This window comes from Gluconacetobacter aggeris (assembly GCF_014174395.1).
Taxonomy (GTDB): domain Bacteria; phylum Pseudomonadota; class Alphaproteobacteria; order Acetobacterales; family Acetobacteraceae; genus Gluconacetobacter; species Gluconacetobacter aggeris.
This window is the reverse complement of the sequence record NZ_JABEQD010000001.1, coordinates 444,435-466,947: the sequence shown is the minus strand read 5'-3', so window position 1 is coordinate 466,947 and position 22,513 is coordinate 444,435. Positions and strand designations below refer to the sequence as shown.

Sequence of the window (22,513 nt, the reverse complement as noted above, 5' to 3'; positions counted from 1 at the left end):
GTCGGCGTTGGGCCTCATTCATCGCGGCCGGATACAGTGCGAGGATGCATCATCGCTTTGCGATCCGGCCGCGGAGTGCACATCTTTTGCCGGATCAGTATCCAGTGCCTGTCGGCGATGCCGGCAATGCCGATGTCCTCGGCGCGGGCGCAATCCGCATGATCGTCGGGCCGATCGCGGTCACGACCTCGCGTGCGTCATAGGCGTAGGGATCATTGGCCGGCTTGATGCCCCGATACAGCACGATATCGGCGATCGCGTCATAGCTGTTGACCGGTTCCGTGTAATTCATGCCGGTGCCTCCCCATGGGCCAAAACCGGCCCCGCCGTGGCGCCATCCCCAGCCGCCGCCCCAGCCCCATGCGAGATTGTCGCCATAGCCCTCATAGGCCGTGTTCTTGTCGACGGCCCTGTTCACGATCACGAAGTAATTATAGCCGTTCTCCAAGGTGACCTCGGCACAGCGATAGAGCATGTAGGTGTCCACGGTCTGTCGTGACGTGACCGAGTTGCCCTGGAAGGATACGCGGAACCGGTTGGTTTCGATCTGCTGCGTCGTATATCCTTCCCCCTCCTCCGTCGCGGGTTGGTATGGTGTTGGGTTCGTGCAGGCTGCGACCAGCCCCAACAAGGCGATCGCGGCGATCTGGCGGACCTGCATACGGGTCCTGGACATATCCTGTCTCCCCGGTTTCGGGCTCCTAACCCGACAAGCGCGACACAGGTCTCGAAGCGGCTCAGGCTGAGCCGTTCCTGCTTTATCTTGTTATTTTGGAGCCTGATGGTCTCAGGTTGTTTTTTCCTGGGACCGTCAGGCTTCAATCACCCCTGTCCGTCCGTGCGGGCGCCCCGATCGGCCGGCTTCCATGCGCCTTCGCCCTTTTCGGACGGGAATGGCGCCATGGGGGGCCGCAGCCGGCGGTCCATCGTAAATGTGTGCCACCCTGCCGGGTTCAACGCATGATCGGGGAATTTTTTGTGCCTCCCGGGCATGGCGGCCCATGCCGGCGACCCTGGCGAAGGGGATTTTCGGCGTGTCGTCCCAAACCCGCGTCCCGGCTCGCGCTTCAGCGGAGGATGGAGGATGAAGCCGGTATCAGACTGCCGCCAGCGTCTCCAAAAGCGCATCGACGTCCGCGACGCGCGTGTAATAGCTGGTGACCAGCCGGATGACGGTGCCGTCCACGCCCGGCGGGGTGTGCCAGTCATGGAAGGTGAAGCCCGCCGCGCGCAGATGGGTGATGGCCCGGTGTGGCAAGGCGACGAAGATTTCGTTGGCCTCGGTGGCGTAAAGCAGCCGTGCGCCGGGGTGGCGGAACAGCCCGCCGGCCAGCCGCTGTGCCATCGCATTGGCCTGTCGGGCGTTGTTCAGCCACAGATCGTCTTCCAGGCAGGCCAGGATCTGCGCGCTGAGGAACCGCTGCTTGGACCAGACATGGCCCGCGCGCTTGCGGCGCCGGGCGAATTGTTCGGCCAGGGCGGGATTGAAGAAGATCACGGCTTCGGCCGCCATGGCCCCGGTCTTGGTCATGCCCAGCGACAATATGTCGATGCCGGCCTTCCAGGTCGTCTCGGCCGGACTGCACCCGAGGTGGGCGATGGCATTGGCCAGCCGCGCGGCGTCCATATGTACCGCCATGCCGCGTGCGTGGGCCAACTGCGCCAGTTCGGCGATCCGCGCCGGGGGGTAGACGGTGCCCCATTCCGTCGCCTGAGTCAGGCTCAGCGCCGTCGGGAGGGGGTTCTGCACGCTGTCGGCGGGCAGGCGGTCCAGCATGTAGGACAGGGCGTCCGGTGCCATGCGCCCGTCCTCGGACGGGATGGAGACCAGCCGGGCGCCGCCGGTGAAGAAGTCCGGCGCCCCGCATTCGGATTGTACGATATGCGCGCTGTCGTCGCACAGGATCGCGCCATAGGGTGGCGCGATGGCGGCCAATGCCAGCGCGTTTGCCGCGGTGCCGGTGGCGACGGGAAAGACCTTGGCGGGGTGTTCGAAAATGTCCGCCACCACGGTATCCAGGCGCGCCGTCCAGGCATCGCCGCCATAGGCGGGGGCGGCGTCCGCATTGGCGGCGACCAGGGCGGACATCACGGCGGGACAGGCCGGAACGACATTGTCGCTGCTGAAGTTCTTGCGTATCTGCTCTACCACGCTATCCCCCTGCTCTTTTCCGTTCCCGTTGTCCGGAGTGCCGCATGACCGAACCAGCTTCCGCCGAAACCGCGTCCGTTCGCAACCCGTCCGCGCGCCTGATCGACGGCAAGGCGTTCGCGGCGAACCTGACGCAGACGATCGCACATGAGGTCCGCGCGTTCCATGACCGCCATCAGGTCACGCCCGGCCTGGCGGTGGTACTGGTGGGCAACGATCCGGCCAGCGAGGTCTATGTGCGCAACAAGGCGCTGCAGACCCATCGCGCGGGCATGCGCTCGTTCATGCACATGCTGCCCGAAACCACGTCGCAGGCCGAGCTTCTTGCGCTGATCGGGCGACTGAATCACGATCCGGAAATTCACGGCATCCTGGTGCAGCTACCGCTGCCCGCCGGGCTGGACCCGGTGGCGATCACCAATGCCATCCATCCCGACAAGGATGTGGACGGGCTGGGCGAGGTCAATGCCGGGCGGCTGGCGCTGGGCCAGCCGGGCATCGTGCCCTGTACGCCGCTGGGCTGCCTGATGCTGCTGAAGTCGGAACTGGGCGACCTGCGCGGCCTGCATGCCGTGATCATCGGCGCGTCCAACCTGGTCGGCCGGCCGATGGCGCGCCTGCTGCTGGCCGAGGGCTGCACCGTGACGGTGGCGCATATCGACACGCGCGATACCGCCGCCCTGGCCCGGCAGGGCGATATCCTGGTGGTGGCGACCGGCTGCCACGGATTGGTGCGCGGCGACTGGATCAAGCCCGGCGCGGCCGTGATCGACGTGGGCATTACCCGGATCTCGCTGCCCAGCGGCAAGACGCGCCTGGTCGGCGACGTGGCGTTCGACGAGGCGGTGACCCGCGCCGGGCGGATCACCCCGGTGCCCGGCGGTGTCGGGCCGATGACCATCGCCTGCCTGCTGAACAATACCCTGGCCGCCGCCCGGCGCATTGTCGGCGGCGCGGGCTGAGGGCGGCGGGGCGATGACGGCGCGCCTGTCGGTCGAGCTGATCCCGCGCGACGCCGAAACGTTGCTGCGCGATGCGGGGCAGATCCGCGCGCATTTCCCGCTGGCCGATACGCTGAACGTGCCCAGCCTGATGCGTTTTCCCATGCAGGGCTGGGACGCGGTGCCGCTGCTGCAGCCGGTCGTGCCGCGTGTCGTGCCGCATATCCGGGCCATCGATATCGATCCCGATGGCCCGCTGCCGGGTGCTGATGTGCCGGGGTTGACGGAAATCCTGGTGGTGCGGGGCGATCCGCCGGCGGATCTCAGCCGCCGGACCTTTCCCAATTCGTCGGAAAGCGTGATCCGCCGCTATCGGCGCGAGGCCCCGCATCTGACGGTCTATGCGGCCTTCGACCCCTGGCGCCATGCTCCCTGGCGCGAGATGGAGGCGGTGGCACGCAAGAAGGAGGCCGGGGCTGCCGGTTTCTTCACCCAGCCGGTGTTCGACATGCGGATGCTCGACCTCTGCATGGGCTGGCTGGCGGGCGAGACCGTGTTCTGGGGGATTTCGCCGGTCATCGGCCCGAAATCCCGTTCGTACTGGGAGACGACGAATCACGTTGTCTTCCCCCATGGGTTCGACCTGACGCTGGAGGCCAATATCGCCTTCGCGGTTCGGGCGATCCGTGCCGTCCGGGCGGCCGGGGGGCATGTCTATCTGATGCCGCTGCGGGTGAATCTGCCCGCCTATCTGGGGCCGATCCAGCAGGCGCTCGGCTGATACGGAGCGGGGGTGGGACGGCTTACCTCCGCCCCGCAATTCCGTTAGCCTTGGGGAAAGAGTCCGTTCCCCGAGAGGTTATGACCGTGCCGCATCATCGTCCATGTCCACGCCTGTCCGCCGGGCCAGGGTTTCAGCCGGGGATTGCCGGCTCCATGACCGCGATCGGGCTGGTTCTGGGCGCTGCCCTGCTGATCGTGGGCGGAACGGCGCCCGCGCACGCCGCCGAGGAGGGCCCACCGACCCCGGCGCCCGCCGCCGCGCCCGCCATGCCGTCGCCCGATCCTGCCCGCATCTTTGCCCCCCTCGCCTATCCGATGCCGGCGGGCAGCACGCGTTCGGCCGGTGGCGTGCCCGGGGGCGCCTATTGGCAGAACGGCGCCGATTACGAGATCAAGGCGGCGATCGACCCCACCAACCGCCTGCTTTCGGGCAGCGAGATCATCACCTACGCCAATAACAGCCCCGACGCGCTGGACGTGCTGTGGGTGCAGCTCGACCAGAACATCTATCGTGACGGTTCGCGCGGCAATTTCGTCAATCCGCAGCGCCATGCCGAGCACACGGATGGCGACGTGATCGAAAGCGTGTCGATCGAGCAGGACGGCAAGAGCATCCCGGTCACGCCCGTTATCTCCGACGCGCGGATGCAGGTGCCCCTGCCCACGGCGCTGGAGGGCAAGGGCGGCAAGATCCGGCTGAAGATCGTCTGGCATTACACGATCCCGGGCACGTGGGGCGGGCGCACCGCCGTCAGTACCACCCGCAACGGCGATGTCTACGAAGTCGCGCAATGGTTCCCCCGCATGGCCGTCTATGACGATGTCCGGGGCTGGGATACCGCGCCCTATCTGGGGCAGGAATTCTTCCTGGACTATGGCGATATCGATTACAGCATCACGGTGCCGTGGAACTTCACCGTCGTCGGGTCGGGCGCGCTGCTCAACCAGGCCGAGGTGCTGACCCAGACCGAGCGCGATCGGCTGGCCCAGGCGGCCAAGAGCGACGAACGGGTGATGATCCGTACCGAGGTCGACATCCACGACCCCAAGAGCCATGTGGCCCAGACCGGCACCAAGACCTGGCATTTCCGCATGAACAACACGCGCGACGTGGCGTTCGCGGCCTCGCCGGCCTTCCTGTGGGATGCGGCGCGGCTGAACCTGCCGCCGGTGGTGGTCGAGCCGGGCCACGCGCCGGTGCCGCGCCTGGCGATGTCGGCCTATCCGGTCGAAGCGGTCGGGCCGCATCAGTGGGATCGGTCCACCGCCTATGTGAAATACGCGATCGAGTATTTCTCGCGTCGCTGGTACCCCTATCCGTGGCCGAACGCGATCAATCTGGGCGGGTATGGCGCGGCGATGGAATATCCCGGCATCGTCTTCGACGGCATGCATGACAAGGACCCGGAACTGTTCTGGGTCACGGCGCATGAGCTGGGCCATGGCTGGTTCCCGATGATCGTGGGTTCCAACGAGCGCCGGCATGCCTTCATGGACGAAGGGTTCAACACCTTCATCGACACCTATGCGTCGGACGATTTCAATTCCGGCGAGTTCGCGCCCAAGCGCGATGTCGAATTCGCTCCCGCCACCGGCAAGCCGGCCGAAGATATCCTGTCGGTGCTGCGCGACCCGGCCGCGCCCCGCCTGATGACGCCCTCGGACCTGATCCCCGAGAGCTATCGGCATCCGGTGACCTACTTCAAGGCGGCCTATGGGCTGAAGCTGCTGCGCGAGCAGATCCTGGGCCCGGAGCGGTTCGACCGCGCCTTCCGCCGCTACATCGCGGTGTGGGCCTATCGCCATCCCACGCCCTCGGATTTCTTCCGCCTGATGGACAGCGAGACGGGCGAGGACCTGTCCTGGTTCTGGCGGGGCTGGTATTTCAACAATTGGGGGCCGGACTATGCGGTGAAATCCGCCACGCCCACGGGCGAGGGTGCGGCCCATGGGCTGGTGGTGACGGTCGACAACAAGGGCTGGCTGCCGCTGCCGGTGACGTTGCAGGTCAGCTATACGGACGGCACCAGCGCGCGCCTGACCATTCCGACCGAGGCCTGGTACCTGCGCAACGAGATCGAACTGACGATCCCGGGCGCCCGCACCCCGCAGGCGGTGACCCTGGACCCGGGGCATGACATCCCGGACCTGAACCGCGCCGACAATGCGCTGACCCTGGCGGCCCCGCCCGCCCAGCCGGCGACGCCCCCCGCGCATTAGCGCGGGGGAATGCCGGGCCGCGCTATAACCAGCCGCGCGCCTTGACCAGGGCCAGCGCGGCCAGGGTGACCATGCAGGTGATCTCGCCCGCGCGGATCATCCGTTCCATCTCGGCCAGCGGCATCGTGTGGCTGGTCATGTCCGCCTCGGTCGCCTCCAGCCGGGGCAGGCCCTGCGTCAGGCCCGTGGCCAGATAGACATGGCCGCGCTGGGTCGAATAGCCGGCGCCCTGGTACAGGGTGCCGGCATGGCGCAGCCGTTCGGCGCGCAGGCCGGTTTCCTCTTCCAGTTCGCCCCGTGCCACCGTTTCGGGATCGGCGTCGGGCCGATGTTCCCACATGCCCATCGGCAGTTCCCACAGCCTCGCCCGCACCGGGTAGCGATACTGGCGCACCAGCGTAACGGTTGGGCCGTCCGGCCCCTGGCCCAGCGGCAGGATGACGACGAATTCCCCGCGCTCGACCACGCCGTAGAGCCCTTCGCCGCCGTCCGGCCGCCGGATGATATCCTCGCGCACGCGGGTCCATGGGTTCTCGTAGGCGATCCGCGAGGACAGCGTGACGAAGCCGCCCGAATCGTCCGGGGCATCGGCGGCAGGGGCTGGGATGTCGGCGGTCATGCGTGCTGGTTCCTTTCGCGCTGGTGGCCGATCATGGCGCGCCGCCCTCAATGCTTGGCTAACGGCGCCGGGGGTCGTTATGTTATCCGGATAACGGAGTGTGCGCCTCGTCATGACTGTCTTACGGAGCGGGCCGGCCAACCCGACGCTGCGAATTCTCGCCGTCGTTCTGTTCAACCTGATCTGCTACGTCGATATCGGCCTGCCGCTGGCGGTCATTCCGCTCTTCGTGCATGGCACGCTCGGCTATAATACCGTCGTCGCGGGTCTGGCCGTGTCGCTGCAATATCTGGCCACCTTCGCCTCCCGGGCGCAGGCGGGCCGGTTCGTGGACGAGCGGGGCGCGAAGCCGGCCGTGGTGATCGGGCTTGCGATCTGCGTACTCGCGGGGCTGGCGCTGATGCTGGCCGGGCTGTGCGCGCAGCGGGCCGTCCTCGCCATGCTGCTGCTGGTTGCCAGCCGGATTCTGATGGGGGTCGGCGAAAGCTGGACCGCGACCGGGGCCATCCTGTGGAATATCGGGCGCGTTGGCGCGGAGCGGACCGCCCAGGTGATTTCCTGGAACGGTATCACCTCCTATGGCGGCATCGCCTTCGGGGCGCCGGTGGGCGCGGTTCTGGCGCAGGCTCATGGGGCGCTGGGCGGGCTGGTGGGGGTTGGGATACTCTCGGCGCTGCTGCCCGCGCTGGGGCTGGCGCTGGCCACGCGCTACGCCGCCGTGCCGCCGATCGCCAAGGGCGGCGAGGTGATGCCGTTCTCCCAGGTTTTCTGGCGCGTTCTGCCCTACGGCATCGTACTGGCCTGCGGGTCGGTCGGGTTCGGGGCCATTTCGGCCTGCCTGTCGCTGTATTTCGCAGACCGGCATTGGGATGGCGCGGCGCTGGGGCTGATGGTGTTCGGCCTGGTCTTCGTTCTGGTGCGGCTGCTCTTCTCGCGCCAGATCGGCCTGCGTGGCGGGATGAAGGTGGCGGTGGTCTCGCTGCTGGTCGAGGTCGGGGGGCTGCTGCTGCTCTGGCGGAGTGCGGACGTGCCGTCGGCCGACCTGGGCGCGGCGCTGACAGGGGCGGGGTTTTCGCTGGTCTTTCCGGCGCTTGGGGTGGAGGCGGTGACACGCGCCGGGCCGCAGAACCGGGGCGCGGCGCTGGGCGCCTTCAGCGTCTTTCTCGATATCGGCATCGGCCTCTCCGGCCCGATGCTGGGGCTGGTGATCCACAGTCTGGGCTATGGTCCGATGTTTCTGGTCTCTGCCCTGTTTACCGGGGCCGGGGTCGGTGCCACCCTGCTGCTGCGGGAACAGGCCCGCCCGGACGCGGCCCGACGGTAGCCGCCTCGGCGGAATCGGGCGGGCCGGTCGCGCGCATGACCCACCTTCTGGAGGATAACGATCCATGTCCGCTGCTGCCGTCGCTGTATTCTGCGGGTCGCGTTTCGGGGCCCGGCCCGTGTTTCAGGAGGCCGCGCGCGAAATGGGGCACCGGCTCGGCCAGGCCGGCATGCGGCTGGTCTATGGCGGTGGTGATGTCGGGCTGATGGGCACGGTGGCGGATGCGGCGCTGGAGGCCGGCGGTGCGGTGTCCGGGGTGATTCCCACCTTTCTCGAGGCGCGTGAGGTGATGCATCGGGGCGTAACCGACCTGACGGTGACCGACTCGATGCACAGTCGCAAGCAGTTGATGTTCGCCCGTGCCGACGCCTTCGTCGTGCTGCCCGGAGGGCTGGGCACGTTCGACGAGACGATCGAGATCATGACCTGGCGGCAGTTGAAGCTGCATGACAAGCCGATCTTCATCGTCAATGTGGCGGGCTGGGCCGACCCGATGCTGGGCATGCTGCGGGCGGCGGTGGAAAACGGCTTTGCCGAGTCCAGCGCGCTGGATCTGTTCGAGGTCGTGCCCGACGTGGCTACCACGATGGAACGGCTGGGGGCAGCGATCCGCAGCCCGGTCGTCGATGATGCCAGCCGGTTGTAAGGGCTGGCCGGCAACCCGGATATGACGGCGGCATGACAAAAAACGGCCGCCCGGGCGATTAGTTCGCGCGGGGGGCCTTGCGGAGAGGCGGGAGGGCATGTATAGCCCCCACACGAGTTCGGAGTGTAGCTCAGCCTGGTAGAGCACTGTGTTCGGGACGCAGGGGCCGGAGGTTCGAATCCTCTCACTCCGACCAGACTTCCAAGATGTCAGCGGGCGAATACCACCGCAAAGCGGTGATGTGCCCGCGTCATCGGGTATTTTCCGGAATATGAGCGATTATCTCACGCCCAGATCATATTTGATCCGGTCGGGGCGGGAGTGGCTTGACGCCAGCGTGGTTTCTGCAGCGGCCCTCTTAAGGGGCGGTCAATCTCTTGCTGTCATGCTGGCAGCCGGCGCGGTCGGACCGTGCCTGTCCTGCATGCGGTTTCCGGCACGATCATGGTCTTCTCGCTGCTGCGGCGCCTGCGCCGTTCCCGACCTCCTCCCGGTCGTGTCCAACTGGCGGACATTGCCGAATCCTCGGTGCTGCTCGAAGCCTGTCCGGCGCGTGCCGCGCGTTTTGCGCCGGCCGATGCGCGGCGCAATGGCACTGCCAACCCGTTTCTTGATTGGGTCAGTACGCCGGTCGGGCTGACGGCCCATGTCCTGCGTGATGTCGTATATGACGTGGACAGCCGGGTACTGATCAAGGACGGAGACCTGGTGGCGGAGACCTGCTACCTCCAGCCGCCCGAGTTGCTGGCGGCGTTGCGGGTCGATCGGGCCCGCCTGATCCGCCATGCGGTGCCGGGGGTGGCGGTGCCGTGCAGCGACCACTGGCCGGGCAATTACTATCATTGGATGGTGCATGCCCTGCCGGTGATGGCGGCCTTGTCGGACCGGCCGGAGATTCGCCGCCGGGGGCGGCTGTCCTGGCTGCTGCCCGACCTGTCGCCGTGGCAGCGCCAGACACTGGATCTGCTGGCTGCGGATGGCGGTGGCCGGCTGGTACTGGCGGCCGGGCGCCAGTACCGGCTGGATCGCGTAGTCTACTGCAATATCGTGGCCGGGGCGGCCGATTTCGCGCTATCGCGGCTATGCCAGTCGGTTTTTCCGCGCATGGCGGCGCGCGTGCCGGTCACCCGTCGGCGGGGGCTGCGCCTGTATGTCGATCGGGGCGGGGCGGGCAATCGGGCGATCCCCAACGAGGCCGCGCTGGCGGCGGCGCTGGCGGCGGAGGGGTTCTGCGTGGTGCGGCCCGAGCGGATGCCGGTCGCTGAGCAGATCGACCTGTTCCGGGCGGCGGCGATGGTGGTGGGGCCCCTGGGGGCCGGCATGACCAATATCGGGTTCTGCCGTCCCGGTACACTGGTCTACGAGCTGGTGCCCGATCACCATGCCAATCCGTGCTTCCTGGCGATGGCGATGCGCGGACATCTGAACTACTGGGCGGATCTGTATCCGACCGGGGCGACGGGACAGGATCATGTCGCCCGTTGGGAGGCCGGGATCGACGTGGCGCGGGTGCTGCGCCGGGTGTCGGGCCTGTGGTCGTGCGGTACGCGGCCGGTTCTGGTGTCGGACGGCGCCGCGTAAGGCACCGCCCGACGGTCTGTTCAGGCGGTCGTGGCCCCTTTCCGGCTGCGGCCGGGGACCAGCAGGCTGACCACCACCACGGTGCCGATATTCACCAGCAATGCCAGCAGGCCGGTCGAGACCAACTGGTGCATGCCGCCGATCGAGAGCATGTGGGTGGGCTTCAGCCCGTCATGGAAGCAGATATAGGTGCCGTACAGCGTGCCCACCGCCCAGCCAGCCAGCATTGCCGGGGCGGAGAAGCGCAGCTTGGTGATACCCAGCACCAGTGCCGGAAATGTCTGCAGGATCCACAGACCGCCCAGAAGCTGCAGGTCGATGGCGAAATGGGCGTTCAGGAACAGCACGCAGGCCAGCGCGCCCAGCTTGATGCCAAGGGCGATGAGGCGCGAGGCGCGGACATTGTTGCGCAGGCCGGGCGAGATGTTGCTGGTCACCAGGTTGGCGGCGCCGATCGCCATGACGGCGGCGGGGACCAGAGCGCCGACGGCGATCGCGGCGAAGCAGAAGCCGGTGAACCAGTCGGGGAAGATCGCCATGAACAGGTTGGGGACGATCGAGGACGTGTTGGTGGTCACGACCCCGGCCGCATGGGCCATCAGCCCCAGCATGGCGATCAGGCCCAGCAGCAGCGTATAGGCCGGCAGCATGACCGCGTTCTTGCGGATCGTGTCGGCCGAACGCGCGGCCAGCACGCCGGTCAGCGTATGCGGGTAGAGGAAGGCCGCCAGCGCCGACGACAGGGCGAGGGTGGCATAGGGCACGCTCTGGCCCGGCATCAGGGCATGGCCCTCCGGCGGGTGGGGCAGGTGCTGCGCCGCGGTGGCGAACATGGCGCCGTAGCCGCCCAGATGCAGCGGAATGACCGTGACCGCGGCCAGGACCGCGATATAGATCATGATATCCTTGATGAAGGCGGTCAGCGCCGGCGCATGCAGGCCGCCCAGCCATGTATAGGCGGCCAGCGAGATGAAGGCGACGATCAGCGGGATTTCGCCCGGCAGGCCCAGCGCCTCGATGACCGTGCGGATGCCGATCAGCTGCAGTGCGATATAGGGCATGACCGCGATCAGGCCGCTGGCGGCGATGGCCAGTTCCAGCGCCCGGCTGCCGAAGCGCGCGCGGACGATGTCCGCCGCCGTCGCGTGCCTTCCGTCATGGGCGATCTGCCACAGGATGGGCATGACCAGGAACACGAACGGATAGACGATGATCGTATAGGGCAGCGCGAAGAAGCCGAACGCGCCGGTCGCATAGACCAGGGCCGGCACCGCGATGACGGTATAGGCGGTGTAGAAATCGCCACCGACCAGGAACCAGGTGATCCAGGTGCCGAACTGGCGGCCGCCCAGGCCCCAATCCTCGGACCCGTGGGCAGCGGACTGGCCCTTGTGACTCCGGCCGCGCCACCAGGACACCGTGCTGCCGAGCACGATGGTCATGGCGAAGAACAGGATGAAGACGACCAGTGCGGGGGCGGAAGGAACGTGCGATGCCATCAGCGTGCGTCCCGCTTCCAGACGACCCACACCAGCAGGGACGTCGCCGGCACCCAGGCGAGCTGGTACCAATAAAAGAAAGGGAAACCCAGCAGGGTTGGTTCCGTTCGGTCATAGAACGGAAGCCATAGCAACCCGACAAAGGGCAGCAGGAGAGCCAGGTACAGCGTTTTCATCCCGATTGTGGCCTTATTTTCTTGATTGATTGCGGGCATCGAACGTTGAGGTTGCCTATCCCCGTCAGCATGTCAACCGGCAGCTTTCGCCGGGCTTGTGCGGATTGGCTGCGCGAAAAAGGATCGTAATTGGTGCGTCTTCCAGCTAGAAGGACCCGGTGGGGGCCGGACTGACAAGATCAAGAAGTAACAAGAACGAGTATGCGGCGTCGGGCCAGGAGATGTTCACGTTCCACAGTAGAATGGACGGGGCAGAGGAGAGAGCTATGACAAAGTGGGTCTATAGTTTCGGTGGCAGCGCGAATGAAGGCGGTGCCGGCATGCGCGAGTTGCTCGGTGGCAAGGGCGCCAACCTGGCGGAAATGGCGGCGATCGGCCTGCCCGTCCCGCCCGGCTTCACCATCACGACCGAGGTTTGTACCGCGTTCTACGACAATGGCCGCGCCTATCCCGAGGACCTGCGCGCGCAGGTCGAGGCGGCGCTGGCGGGAATCGAGGATGCGCTGGGCCTGCGTTTCGGCGATCCGGCGGCGCCGCTGCTGGTGTCGGTCCGTTCGGGCGCGCGCGTGTCCATGCCGGGCATGATGGATACCGTGCTGAACCTGGGCCTGAACGACGAGACGGTCGAGGGGCTGGCCGCCAATTCCGGCGATGCGCGCTTCGCCTGGGACAGCTATCGCCGCTTCATCCAGATGTATGGCTCGGTCGTGCTGGGCGTGTCGCACCATCGCTTCGAGGACCTGATCGAGGAAACCAAGCGCGGCGCCGGCGTGCAGGACGACACCCAGTTGACCGATCAGGACTGGCGGGACGTCGTGGTGGGCTACAAGGAGATCGTGCAGCGCGAGACCGGCGCGCCGTTCCCCATGGACCCGCATGCGCAGCTGTGGGGCGCCATCGGCGCGGTGTTCGGATCGTGGATGAACCCGCGCGCCAATACCTATCGCCGCCTGCATGACATTCCCGCGAGCTGGGGCACCGCCGTCAACGTGCAGGCGATGGTGTTCGGCAACATGGGCCAGGACTGCGCCACCGGCGTCTGCTTCACCCGCGATCCCTCGACCGGCGAGAACGTCTTCTACGGCGAGTACCTGATCAACGCGCAGGGCGAGGACGTGGTGGCGGGTATCCGCACGCCGCAGCCGATGTCCGAGCAGCGTGCCCGCGAGGGTGAGCTGTCGATGGAACGCGCGCTGCCCGAGGCCTACGCCGAGCTGCTGTCGGTGCGCGATATCCTGGAGCGTCACTATCGTGACATGCAGGACATCGAATTCACCGTCCAGAACAACCGTCTGTACATGCTGCAGACCCGCACCGGCAAGCGCACGGCGGCCGCTGCCCTGCGCATCGCCATCGCGATGGCCGAGGAAGGCCTGATCTCGCACGAGGAAGCGATCCGCCGCGTTCCGCCCTCGTCGCTCGATCAGCTCCTGCATCCGACGCTGGACCCCAACGCGCCGCGCACGATGCTCAGCCGCGGCCTGCCTGCTTCGCCGGGTGCCGCGGCGGGTGCGATCGTCTTCAGTGCCGAAGATGTCGAAATCCGTGCCGCGCGGGGCGAGGACGTGATCCTGGTCCGGATCGAGACGTCGCCCGAGGACGTGCATGGCATGCACGCCGCCCGTGGCGTGCTGACCACCCGTGGCGGCATGACCTCGCACGCCGCCGTGGTGGCGCGTGGCATGGGTCGCGTCTGCGTGGCCGGTGCCGGCGGCATCCATGTCGACTACAAGGCCAAGACGCTGTCGGTCGGTGCGACGGTGCTGCATGAGGGCGAGTGGATCACCCTGGATGGCGGCACGGGCGAGGTCTTCGCCGGTCAGGTGGCGACCATCGAGCCCACCCTGTCGGGCGATTTCTCCACCCTGATGGGGTGGGCCGACAATGTGCGCCGGATGAAGATCCGCGCCAATGCCGAGACGCCGGACGACGCGCAGACCGCGCGCCATTTCGGTGCCGAGGGCATCGGCCTGTGCCGGACCGAGCACATGTTCTTCGCTCCGGACCGGATCGGCTTCGTGCGGCAGATGATCATGGCCGGCGACGCGGCGACGCGCGTCCGCGCCATCGACGCGCTGCTGCCCTTCCAGCGCCAGGATTTCCAGGACCTGTTCCACATCATGGCGGGGCTGCCGGTGACGATCCGCCTGCTGGACCCGCCGCTGCACGAGTTCCTGCCGCATGGCGAGGCCGAACTGGCCGAGGTCGCGGCCGCCATGGGTGAAAGCCTGGAAGCGGTGGCGGCACGCAAGGCGGCGCTGTCCGAATCCAACCCGATGCTGGGTCATCGCGGGTGCCGGCTGGGGCTGACCTATCCGGAGCTGTACGCCATGCAGACCCGGGCGATCATCGAGGCGGCGATTGCCGTGTCGGCCGAAACCGGCCAGCCGGTGGTGCCGGAGATCATGATCCCGCTGGTGGGCATGGAAAGCGAACTGCGCCGGACCCGTACCATCGTCGAACAGGCGGCGACCGAGGTGCTGGCCGCGACGGGTGCCAAGCTGGACTACAGCATCGGCACCATGATCGAGCTGCCGCGCGCGGCGCTGACGGCCGACCGGATCGCGCAGCAGGCCGATTTCTTCTCGTTCGGGACCAATGACCTGACGCAGACGACCTTCGGCTTCTCGCGCGACGACGTGGGCACGTTCCTGCCCTTCTATCTGGAGCATGACCTGATCGCGCGCGATCCGTTCATCTCGATCGATCAGGAGGGCGTGGGCCAGCTTGTTTCCATGGGCGCGGAAAAGGGGCGGAGCGTCAAGCCGGGCCTGAAGCTGGGCGTGTGCGGTGAGCATGGCGGCGATCCGGCGTCGATCGGGTTCTTCGAATCCGTCGGGCTGGATTACGTGTCCTGTTCGCCGTTCCGGGTGCCGATCGCCCGTCTGGCGGCGGCCCAGGCCGCGCTGGCCGCGCGTGACGCACTGGCGCCGGCCGCGCAGGTTCGCTGACCGTCGTTCCGGCCCTGCCGCGCCCGCATCGTTCGCGGGGCTGGCAGGGCCGGCTTTTCTGATTGTTCCATTCCTTTTGTTCCATTCTTTGGGATGGCTTGGGCCGCCCGGAGACCGATGGCGGAGCCTGCTTGCCCCCATGCCGCATCACATCGTGCTGCATCTGGTGTCGGATGCGACTGGACAGACGCTGGATTCCGTCGTCCGGGCCTCGATCGCCCAGTTCAGCCATGCCGAAGTCACCTGCCATCGCTGGAACCTGATCCGTACCCGCTCCCAGTTGCGGCGGGTGCTGGAGGCCATCGAGCAGGATCGGGGGCCGGTCCTGTCCTCGGTGGTCGATCAGCGGCTGCAACATGAGCTGACGATCGGCTGCGCGCATATCAAGGTGCGGCTGGTTAACGTGCTGGACCCGGTTACGGCCGTGCTGCAGGACGAGCTGGGCGAGAAGGCGATCGGCCGCCCGGGCGGCCAGTATGTGATGGACGACGCCTATTTCCGCCGGATCGACGCCATGCATTTCGTGCTGGCGCATGATGACGGGCAGGAGATTGGCGGCCTGTCCCATGCGGATGTCGTGCTGGTCGGTATCTCGCGTGCCTCGAAGACGCCGACCTCCTTCTATCTGGCCAATTGCGGGGTCAAGGCGGCGAATGTGCCCCTGATTCCCGATCTGCCGCTGCCGGATGAGTTGCTGCATGTCCAGCGCCCGATCGTGGGGCTGACCATCGATCCCGACGTGCTGATCAGCATTCGCCGCCATCGCCTGGATGTGATGGGCGACCGCCGGTCCGAACTGCTGCTGCGAGCCGATAATCCCTATATCGACCCCGAGCGGGTCGAGGAGGAGGTTCGCTGGGCCCGGCGCCTGTGCGCCCGCCATGGCTGGCCGCTGGTCGATGTCAGCCGTCGCTCGATCGAGGAAACTTCGGCCGCGATCATGGGCCTGATGGCCGACTGGGAAGAGCGCCGCGCCGAAACCCGGCCATAGCCACCGGGCCTGCGACCGGCATTACATATCGATACCTCTCCGCTCTGAAAAACACCCTCCTTGATGCCTATATGGATCGGGAACGCGGGAGATTCGGCACATGCGGCGATTTCTGATGTTGGGGGCGGCCACGCTCATGCTGGGTGTGGCGGTGGCGCCGGCAGGGGCCCTGGCTCAGCACGGCGGCGGTGGCGGGCATGGTGGTGGCCATGGCTTCGGTGGTGGCGGCGGCTACCATGGCGGAGGAGGCGGCTGGCACGGCGGCGGCTATCGGGGCGGCGGAGGCTACTATCGCGGCGGTGGCGGCTATTACCGCGGGTATGGCGGCTATGGTGGTTACCATGGCGGCTGGGGTGGCTGGGGCTATCCCGGCTGGGGTGGATATTACGGTGGCTGGGGTTGGCCGCTGGCGTTCGGCACGATGTTCGGCTTGGCCGCCGGAGCTGCTGCTTATGGTGCGTACGACGATGGGGACGGCGCGGATTACGATGATTACCCTCCGCCGGCGTACGAGGGCGGTGCCTATCCGCCTGCGGACTATGGCTACCCTTATCCGGCGCAGCCTTACCCCGCGCAGCCTTATGCGGCCCAGCCCTATGCACCGCCTGCGCCTCCTCCACAGGCGCCCTCGCCTGCCGTGACCTGCACGGGTGGCCGGTTCTTCAATCAACTGACCGAAAGCTGCGACAGCCCCTGACGTGCCGATGAGGCGTGCGGAGGCGCGATTCCGGCAGGAGATTCTTGAGCGCGAACGCTGACGTCATGATCATGACATACTATGTCTTAGACTGGAATTGCCGGGGAAGGATGGGCGGTTTCCATCCATCCGGCATTGGAGCATGGACAGGACTGATGAAGAAGATCCAGACGCGCGGCATGGTGATGCTGCTGACTGCCGGCCTGCTGTCGACCGGTCTTGCCGCAGGGGCGCATGCCGAACCGGGCGGGTGCCTGAAATATGGCGCGGTCGGTGCGGTCGGCGGTCATGTGGCCAACCATCATGCCGTGCTGGGTGCGGTCGGGGGCTGTGCCGCCGGCATGTATACCCGCCATGAATATCGCAAGGGACTGCGGGAGAAGGCGGCCCTGTATGACAAGGAGCATCCGGTCGATCCGCATCTGAGCATGATGGAGCGCTATCGCCAGCGCAAGACGGACGAGCAGAAAGCCACGCTGTGGGACGCGGAACATCCGCAGGCGCCTGGCGCCCCGCACTGAGGCTTGGGCGCGACCGGGACCGCCCGATAGCGGTCCCGGTCCGCGGTTATGCCGACCGCGCCGGCAGCCAGCCCGCCAGTTCCTGCCGTGTCAGGGCCTCCAGCAGGTCGATGGCGGCGGGGGCGGCGTTCAGGCAGGGAATCAGCGCGAAATCGGTGCCGCCGGCGGCCAGGAATTCCGCCCGGACCTCGTTGCCGATTTCATCCAGCGTCTCGATACAGTCGGCCATGAAGCCGGGCATGATCACCGCCACGCGCGTGATGCCCTGCGCCGGCAGACCGGCTATCAGCGGTGCGGTATAGGGTTCCAGCCAGCGCGCGGGTCCGAACCGCGACTGGTAGGTCAGCGGCATTGCCGTCTCATCCATGTCCAGGGCCTGCCGGAGAGCGGCCATGGTGCGGGTGCATTCCTCGGCATAAGGGTCGCCGCGTTCGACATAGGCGCGCGGCAGGCCGTGGAACGAGGCCACGATCCGCTGCGGGGCAAAGGGCAGGCCGGCCAGCGTCTCGCGGACGGAGCGGGCCAGCGCGGCGATATAGAGCGGATGGTCGGGAAAGGCCGGCACGGTGCGCACCGCCGGCTGGTTGCGCAGGCGCATCAGCGCGCGGAAGGCCTGATCGTTGGCGGTAGCGGTGGTGGTGGCGCTATACTGCGGGTAAAGCGGCAGCAGCAGTACCCGTTCGCAACCCCGGCGCAGCAGGGTGGCAATGCCTGATGCGATCGAAGGGGTACCATAGCGCATTGCCCATTCCACCGCCACGCCATCGGGCGCCAGGCGCTGGGCCAGGGCTTCGCCCTGCGCCCGCGTGTACGTACGCAGCGGGCTCTCGTTCCGTTCCTCGTTCCAGATACGGCGATAGGCGCTGCCGGTGCGGCGTGGACGCAGGGTCAGGATCGGCCCGCGCAGGATCGGCTGCCAGAGGGCCGGATGGGCCTCGATGATCCGCCGATCGGACAGGAATTCGGCCAGATAGCGCCGCACGGCGCCATAGCCGGTATCATCGGGCGTGCCGAGATTGGTCAGCAGGACGCCGATACGGGACGGGGCGACGGAAGCGCCCGGGCGGACGGTGAGGAAGGTCATCGGGCCGGGATGTTACAGGACCCGTCCGATGCTGGCAAAACGAACCCGGACAGAACTGATGCCGGCGGAACGGATCGCGGTGACGCGCGTAATCAGCGACGGCGCGAACGGACGCGTACGGGAACCGGCTGGGGCGTCGGGGCGTTGCGCCATGCAAGCAGTGCGGCACAGCCGGTGGCCAGGCACAGGCCGAGGACCGGCAGGGATGACGACAGAAACGCGGTAATGACGGTCATCATGCTCTCCATCCCTTCCGGAAACGGCATGCCGCCGAGGAATCCTGGCGGTTTTCGCTTGCCGGAAGGCACTCGCGGCGGGATCGGACCCTGGGAACAGGCCGTCCGGACCGCCTGATCAGTCAAGCTTGCCGCTTCATGAATCGTCAAGAAAAAATGACAGGCGAGTGACGGAACGGCCGCGGCAGGAGCCCTGCGCTTTTATCAGGTCGCGCGTTCGGGCCATGCGGCGGCCACGCATTTGCGCATCAGCGACGGCAGGGCCAGCGTATCCAGATCGGCATGGGGCACGGCCATGCCGCCGATGCGGGCGACGGTGTTGGGGAAATGCCCGACATGGGCGGCGTAGACGTCCACATGCAGGGTGAAATGAGTGAAGACGTGCGTGATGCGCCCGGCCGCGCGCCAGTCGGCGCGGGCCGGGGCGAAGGCCATGGCTTCGGCCTCGCGCCAGGGCGTGGGGCGCCATTCGGTGCCCGGCAGTTCCAGCATGCTGCCCAGCAATCCTTTCTCCGGCCGGCGCCGCAGCAGGATCTGGCCGCCCGCGTCGGTCAGCAGGAAATGCGCGCCATGGCGCACCGGGCGGGCGGTGCGCGGCGCCTTGGCCGGCAGGCTGGCGGCGATGCCCCGGCCGAGGCCGGCGCAGGACTCCCGCCACGGGCATAGTGCGCAGGCCGGCTGGCGTGGGGTGCAGATGCCCGCCCCGAGGTCGAACAGCGCCTGGGCGAAATCGGAGGGCCGTGCCCGGGCCTCGGCGGAATCGTTCAGCGTCGCGGCGTGCCGGGCGATGGTCTTGCGCGATCCGGGCAGGGGATCGGTCAGGGCGAACAGCCGGCTGGTCACGCGCTCCACATTGCCGTCGACCGGCACCACCGGCTGGCCGAACGCGATGGCGGCGATAGCGGCGGCGGTGTAGGTGCCCACCCCCGGCAGCGCCAGCAGGCCGGCCATGTCGCGTGGAAAGCCGCCGGCCGCTGCCACGGCCCGGGCGCAGGCATGCAGGTTGCGCGCCCTTGCGTAGTAGCCAAGACCCGCCCAGGCGGCCATGACCGTGTCGGATTCGGCCCGCGCCAGGTCGCCGACGGTGGGAAACAGGTCGAGAAAGCGGTGGTAATAGGGAATGACCGCCGCCACCGTCGTCTGTTGCAGCATGATTTCGCTGAGCCAGACGTGATAGGGATCGGCTGTCCGGCCGGGCAGGGCCCGCCAGGGAAGGGTCCGGCGATGGCGGTCGTACCAGCGCAGCAGGGCGGCGGAAGAAGGAGGCACGGGGCGCTTATGGCGAAGGATCGGACCGACGGCAAGCGCGCGGGCATGGCCGCACCCAAGCCCGAACCGCGGCGCGCGCTGACGATGCGCAGCCTGGGGGCGTTGATTCCGGCTGTGGCCCGCCCAGCCTTTCGCCGGCATCCGGCCGCGCTGGCGCAGGTGATGACCGATTGGGCGGAGATTGTCGGCCCGGATCTGGCCCGTTGCACCGTGCCGCGCCGCCTGTCGGCCGGGGTGTTGACGCTGGGCTGCGCCGGACCGGTAGCGATGGAATTGCAGCATCTGGCGCCCGAACTGATCGCCCGCGTCAACCGTTCCTGCGGGCATGGCACCGTGCGGTCGCTGAAACTGGTGCAGGACCTGGTCGCAGGCGCGGCCCCGCCCCCGCGACCCGCGCCGCGCGATCCGCCTCCGCCGGTGCCGATTCCCGACATGGAGGATGGTCCATTGAAGGATGCGCTGGCCGCCCTGGGGGCACGTATCCGCGAGCGTGCCGGACGGCGCTGAGGGCTGGCGCGATTGCCACAAAAAGGCCGGGATCGGGGTGCCGGATGGCCCGTGTACCGACAGGAAGGCGGACCGCGATCCCGTGATCGTGCATGCCGGACGGGTTTACCATGCCGCCTGTCCTGCCGACATGATGACGTGACCTATTTCCTGCTGGAAGGGAGAATTTCGATGCGCAAGATGGCTTTCCTGCTGGCGGCGGCATTGGCCGTGGCGGGACCATTATCTTCGACCTCGGCCATGGCATGGGGGCATGGCGGCTGGGGCTGGCACGGTGGCGGTGGCTGGGGACGCGGGCCGGGCTGGGGGGGCGGCTGGGGCTGGCGCGGGGGCGGCTGGGGGCCGCGCTGGGGCTGGGGACTCGGCGGGTTCGGGGTCGGGGTGCTGGCAGGTTCGGCGCTTGCCTCGCCCTATTATGGTTACGGATACCGGTACCGCTATTATCCGCCGGCATACGCCTATCCCGCCTACCCGGCTTATCCGGTCTACCCCGCCTATCCGTACCCTGTGTACGGCTATCCGTACGGTTACGGACGCTGGTGAGCGCCCTGCCGGGCCGCCTGGATGAAGCGCGCGATCAGACGCGCGTCCTTGCGGCCCGGCGCGCTTTCCACGCCGGATGAGACATCGACCGCCGGGGCGCCGCTCAGGGCGATCGCGCGGGCGACGGTCTCGGGCGTCAGCCCTCCGGCCAGCATCCAGGGAACGGGGGCTTGCCAGTTTTTCGTGATGGTCCAGTCGATCGGCTGCGCATTGCCGCCGGGCCGGTCCGCCCCGGCCGGAGGGCGTGATTCGATCACCAGCCCGTCCAGAGGCGTCGTGGCCGGCAGGTCCTCCGCTGTCGTGACGCCGTTTGCGTGCCAGACGGGCAGGCGGAATTTTTCGCGGATTTCCAGCGCACGCGGCATGGGGGCGTAGATCTGCAGCCCGTCCAGCGCGACCGCATCCAGCGTTGCCGCGATCGCATCGTCATCCGGTGCCACGAACAGGCCGATGCGGCGCGGGCCGCCGGATGGCACGCGGGCTGCCAAAGCTGCTGCCTGCGCCGGCGTGACGGCGCGGGGCGACCGCGCGAAGAAGACGAACCCCACCCAGTCGGCACCATGGGCGATCGCGGCGTCCAGCCCCTCGGGCTCGGTCAGGCCGCAGATCTTGATGCCGATGGGTTGGGCCATCGGGTCAGCCGGCCAGCTCCGCCGCCACGGCGGCGGCGGCGGCGGCGGGGTCGGCGGCGGTGGTGATCGGGCGGCCGACCACGATCCAGTCGGCACCGGCATGGCGGGCCTGGGCCGGGGTCATGACCCGTTTCTGGTCGCCGGTTGCGGACCCGGCGGGGCGGATGCCGGGCACTACCAGCACCGGCGCGTCGCCCAGCCGGTCACGCAGGGGGGCGATCTCGTGCGGCGAGCAGATCAGCCCGTCGGCGCCGGCCGCCATCGCCAGCGCGCCCAGGCGCAGCACCTGCTGGCACGGGTCGTCATGAACGCCGATTTCGCGCAGGGCGTCGGCATCCATGCTGGTCAGTACCGTCACCGCCAGCAGCAGCGGGCGGGCATCGGCCAGGAAGGCGCGGTCCACGGCGGCGCGGGCGGCCGCGATCATGGCGCTGCCGCCCTGGGCGTGGATCGTCAGCATCGCCGGGCGGGTCTCGGCCAGGCTGCCGATGGCCGAACCGACCGTGTTGGGGATGTCGTGCAGTTTCAGGTCCAGGAACAGGCTGTGCCCGTCCGCGACCCGGCGCACCGCGTCCAGTCCCCGCGCATAGGTGAATTCCAGCCCCAGCTTGATGGCGCCGGCACTGGCGGCGGTCTGGTCGCGCCAGCGCGCGGCCTGGGCCTCGTCCTTGGTGTCCAGCGCCACGATCAGGCGCGTGCGGCGGGTGGTCATGCCAGGGGGGCCTCGTGCGATGCCGGCAGGACGGTGGTGGTCACTGGCGCGGGGGGCGGGTTATAGGTTTCGGCCTGCTGGCGGCGCAGTTCGGTCACCTGGTCCTCCAGCGTGCGGACCTGCTGTTCCGCCCGGCGGGCGCGTCCGCGCTGGCGCAACTCGGCGAACCATACCGCGATCGCGCCCAGGATGAAGAATGCGGCGGCGACGATCAGCGTCAGCACGCCAACCGAGGATTTCCACCCCCAATCCAGGAACCACATCTGGATCGGGTCCTGGTTGCAGGCGCTGAAGACGATCAGCCCCAGCAGGAAAGGCAGGGTGACAAGTAAACGCAGCATGGGCAGCCTCCTACCGTTTCGCGCGATGTCCGGCAAGGAAATCGGGACATTGCCGTGCGGCGAGCCGACGCCCGCAGATCGGCCTTGA

The 22,513-nt window shown here is 67.8% G+C and carries 23 protein-coding genes and 1 tRNA gene; 13 read left to right on the top strand and 11 right to left on the bottom strand.

The genetic code is table 11. The features are described 5' to 3' along the window. Positions 1 to 94: 94 nt before the first annotated feature. Together HLH36_RS02085 and HLH36_RS02080 are read right to left on the bottom strand one after the other, a co-directional pair. Positions 95 to 676 carry a CC0125/CC1285 family lipoprotein gene (locus HLH36_RS02085; protein ID WP_182984808.1) on the bottom strand — a complete coding sequence of 194 codons (582 nt, stop codon included), beginning with the start codon at positions 674 to 676 and terminating at the stop codon, positions 95 to 97. Between the two features lie 420 nt (positions 677 to 1,096). Further along, a complete protein-coding gene (locus HLH36_RS02080; RefSeq protein ID WP_182984807.1) occupies positions 1,097 to 2,152 on the bottom strand; it encodes a beta-eliminating lyase-related protein in 1,056 nt (351 codons plus the stop codon). A gap of 44 nt (positions 2,153 to 2,196) precedes the next feature. On the opposite strand from HLH36_RS02080, the gene folD reads away from it, so the two are divergent. From folD to HLH36_RS02065, 3 genes are all read left to right on the top strand, one after another. Then, positions 2,197 to 3,114 (top strand): bifunctional methylenetetrahydrofolate dehydrogenase/methenyltetrahydrofolate cyclohydrolase FolD, encoded by a 918-nt coding sequence (folD, locus tag HLH36_RS02075; protein ID WP_182984806.1) that lies wholly within the window; start codon positions 2,197 to 2,199, stop codon positions 3,112 to 3,114. Between the two features lie 13 nt (positions 3,115 to 3,127). After that, entirely contained in the window at positions 3,128 to 3,874 is a 747-nt protein-coding gene (locus HLH36_RS02070) for a methylenetetrahydrofolate reductase (RefSeq protein ID WP_182984805.1), read from the top strand. Between the two features lie 155 nt (positions 3,875 to 4,029). Beyond that, a complete protein-coding gene (locus tag HLH36_RS02065) occupies positions 4,030 to 6,096 on the top strand; it encodes a M1 family metallopeptidase (protein WP_246376297.1) in 2,067 nt (688 codons plus the stop codon). 22 nt (positions 6,097 to 6,118) lie between these two features. On the opposite strand, the gene HLH36_RS02060 is transcribed toward HLH36_RS02065, so the two are convergent. After that, positions 6,119 to 6,715 carry an NUDIX domain-containing protein gene (locus HLH36_RS02060; RefSeq protein WP_182984804.1) on the bottom strand — a complete coding sequence of 199 codons (597 nt, stop codon included), beginning with the start codon at positions 6,713 to 6,715 and terminating at the stop codon, positions 6,119 to 6,121. 112 nt (positions 6,716 to 6,827) lie between these two features. Between HLH36_RS02060 and HLH36_RS02055 the strand changes: the two genes are divergently transcribed. The 4 genes from HLH36_RS02055 (at position 6,828) to HLH36_RS02040 (ending at position 10,266) form a co-directional block, all read left to right on the top strand. Continuing rightward, positions 6,828 to 8,039, top strand: coding sequence for an MFS transporter (locus HLH36_RS02055; RefSeq protein WP_182984803.1), 1,212 nt, complete (start codon positions 6,828 to 6,830; stop codon positions 8,037 to 8,039). A 64-nt stretch (positions 8,040 to 8,103) separates the two neighbouring features. Beyond that, positions 8,104 to 8,685 (top strand): LOG family protein, encoded by a 582-nt coding sequence (locus HLH36_RS02050; RefSeq protein ID WP_182984802.1) that lies wholly within the window; start codon positions 8,104 to 8,106, stop codon positions 8,683 to 8,685. A 119-nt stretch (positions 8,686 to 8,804) separates the two neighbouring features. Next, positions 8,805 to 8,881 (top strand) — tRNA-Pro (locus tag HLH36_RS02045). Positions 8,882 to 9,096: 215 nt separating this feature from the next. Beyond that, positions 9,097 to 10,266 (top strand): glycosyltransferase family 61 protein, encoded by a 1,170-nt coding sequence (locus tag HLH36_RS02040; protein ID WP_338030371.1) that lies wholly within the window; start codon positions 9,097 to 9,099, stop codon positions 10,264 to 10,266. A 20-nt stretch (positions 10,267 to 10,286) separates the two neighbouring features. Here HLH36_RS02040 and HLH36_RS02035 read toward each other — a convergent pair whose 3' ends face one another. Further along, a complete protein-coding gene (locus HLH36_RS02035; RefSeq protein WP_182984801.1) occupies positions 10,287 to 11,765 on the bottom strand; it encodes a sodium:solute symporter family protein in 1,479 nt (492 codons plus the stop codon). After that, positions 11,765 to 11,941: a DUF3311 domain-containing protein gene (locus HLH36_RS02030; protein ID WP_182984800.1), complete on the bottom strand. Its 177-nt coding sequence runs from the start codon at positions 11,939 to 11,941 to the stop codon at positions 11,765 to 11,767. The genes HLH36_RS02035 and HLH36_RS02030 overlap by 1 nt, the downstream gene beginning before the upstream one ends. Before the next feature lie 266 nt (positions 11,942 to 12,207). Between HLH36_RS02030 and ppdK the strand changes: the two genes are divergently transcribed. The 4 genes from ppdK to HLH36_RS02010 all read left to right on the top strand — a co-directional run bounded on the left by ppdK (position 12,208) and on the right by HLH36_RS02010 (position 17,101). Next, positions 12,208 to 14,892 (top strand): pyruvate, phosphate dikinase, encoded by a 2,685-nt coding sequence (gene ppdK, locus HLH36_RS02025; protein WP_182984799.1) that lies wholly within the window; start codon positions 12,208 to 12,210, stop codon positions 14,890 to 14,892. A 139-nt stretch (positions 14,893 to 15,031) separates the two neighbouring features. Continuing rightward, positions 15,032 to 15,883: a pyruvate, water dikinase regulatory protein gene (locus HLH36_RS02020; protein ID WP_182984798.1), complete on the top strand. Its 852-nt coding sequence runs from the start codon at positions 15,032 to 15,034 to the stop codon at positions 15,881 to 15,883. A 100-nt stretch (positions 15,884 to 15,983) separates the two neighbouring features. Continuing rightward, positions 15,984 to 16,580, top strand: a complete 597-nt coding sequence (locus HLH36_RS02015; protein WP_182984797.1) for a hypothetical protein — start codon at positions 15,984 to 15,986, stop codon at positions 16,578 to 16,580. 155 nt (positions 16,581 to 16,735) lie between these two features. Then, positions 16,736 to 17,101: a hypothetical protein gene (locus HLH36_RS02010; RefSeq protein ID WP_182964739.1), complete on the top strand. Its 366-nt coding sequence runs from the start codon at positions 16,736 to 16,738 to the stop codon at positions 17,099 to 17,101. 46 nt (positions 17,102 to 17,147) lie between these two features. Here HLH36_RS02010 and hemH read toward each other — a convergent pair whose 3' ends face one another. The 3 genes from hemH to mutY all read right to left on the bottom strand — a co-directional run bounded on the left by hemH (position 17,148) and on the right by mutY (position 19,690). Beyond that, positions 17,148 to 18,185 (bottom strand): ferrochelatase, encoded by a 1,038-nt coding sequence (hemH, locus tag HLH36_RS02005; protein WP_182984796.1) that lies wholly within the window; start codon positions 18,183 to 18,185, stop codon positions 17,148 to 17,150. 92 nt (positions 18,186 to 18,277) lie between these two features. After that, entirely contained in the window at positions 18,278 to 18,451 is a 174-nt protein-coding gene (locus HLH36_RS02000; RefSeq protein ID WP_182984975.1) for a hypothetical protein, read from the bottom strand. A 174-nt stretch (positions 18,452 to 18,625) separates the two neighbouring features. After that, positions 18,626 to 19,690, bottom strand: a complete 1,065-nt coding sequence (gene mutY / locus HLH36_RS01995; RefSeq protein ID WP_338030370.1) for an A/G-specific adenine glycosylase — start codon at positions 19,688 to 19,690, stop codon at positions 18,626 to 18,628. A 9-nt stretch (positions 19,691 to 19,699) separates the two neighbouring features. Between mutY and HLH36_RS01990 the strand changes: the two genes are divergently transcribed. Together HLH36_RS01990 and HLH36_RS01985 are read left to right on the top strand one after the other, a co-directional pair. Then, on the top strand, positions 19,700 to 20,197 hold the full coding sequence (locus HLH36_RS01990) for a DciA family protein (RefSeq protein ID WP_408871828.1): 498 nt from the start codon (positions 19,700 to 19,702) through the stop codon (positions 20,195 to 20,197). Positions 20,198 to 20,368: 171 nt separating this feature from the next. After that, positions 20,369 to 20,740, top strand: a complete 372-nt coding sequence (locus HLH36_RS01985) for a hypothetical protein (protein ID WP_182984793.1) — start codon at positions 20,369 to 20,371, stop codon at positions 20,738 to 20,740. On the opposite strand, the gene HLH36_RS01980 is transcribed toward HLH36_RS01985, so the two are convergent. The 3 genes from HLH36_RS01980 to HLH36_RS01970 are packed head-to-tail and all read right to left on the bottom strand — an operon-like array spanning position 20,725 to position 22,425. Continuing rightward, positions 20,725 to 21,372 carry a phosphoribosylanthranilate isomerase gene (locus tag HLH36_RS01980; RefSeq protein ID WP_182984792.1) on the bottom strand — a complete coding sequence of 216 codons (648 nt, stop codon included), beginning with the start codon at positions 21,370 to 21,372 and terminating at the stop codon, positions 20,725 to 20,727. The genes HLH36_RS01985 and HLH36_RS01980 overlap by 16 nt on opposite strands. 4 nt (positions 21,373 to 21,376) lie before the next feature. Next, on the bottom strand, positions 21,377 to 22,084 hold the full coding sequence (pyrF, locus tag HLH36_RS01975; protein ID WP_182984791.1) for an orotidine-5'-phosphate decarboxylase: 708 nt from the start codon (positions 22,082 to 22,084) through the stop codon (positions 21,377 to 21,379). Then, positions 22,081 to 22,425, bottom strand: a complete 345-nt coding sequence (locus tag HLH36_RS01970) for a LapA family protein (protein ID WP_182984790.1) — start codon at positions 22,423 to 22,425, stop codon at positions 22,081 to 22,083. The genes pyrF and HLH36_RS01970 overlap by 4 nt, the downstream gene beginning before the upstream one ends. Between the last annotated feature and the right edge of the window lie 88 nt (positions 22,426 to 22,513).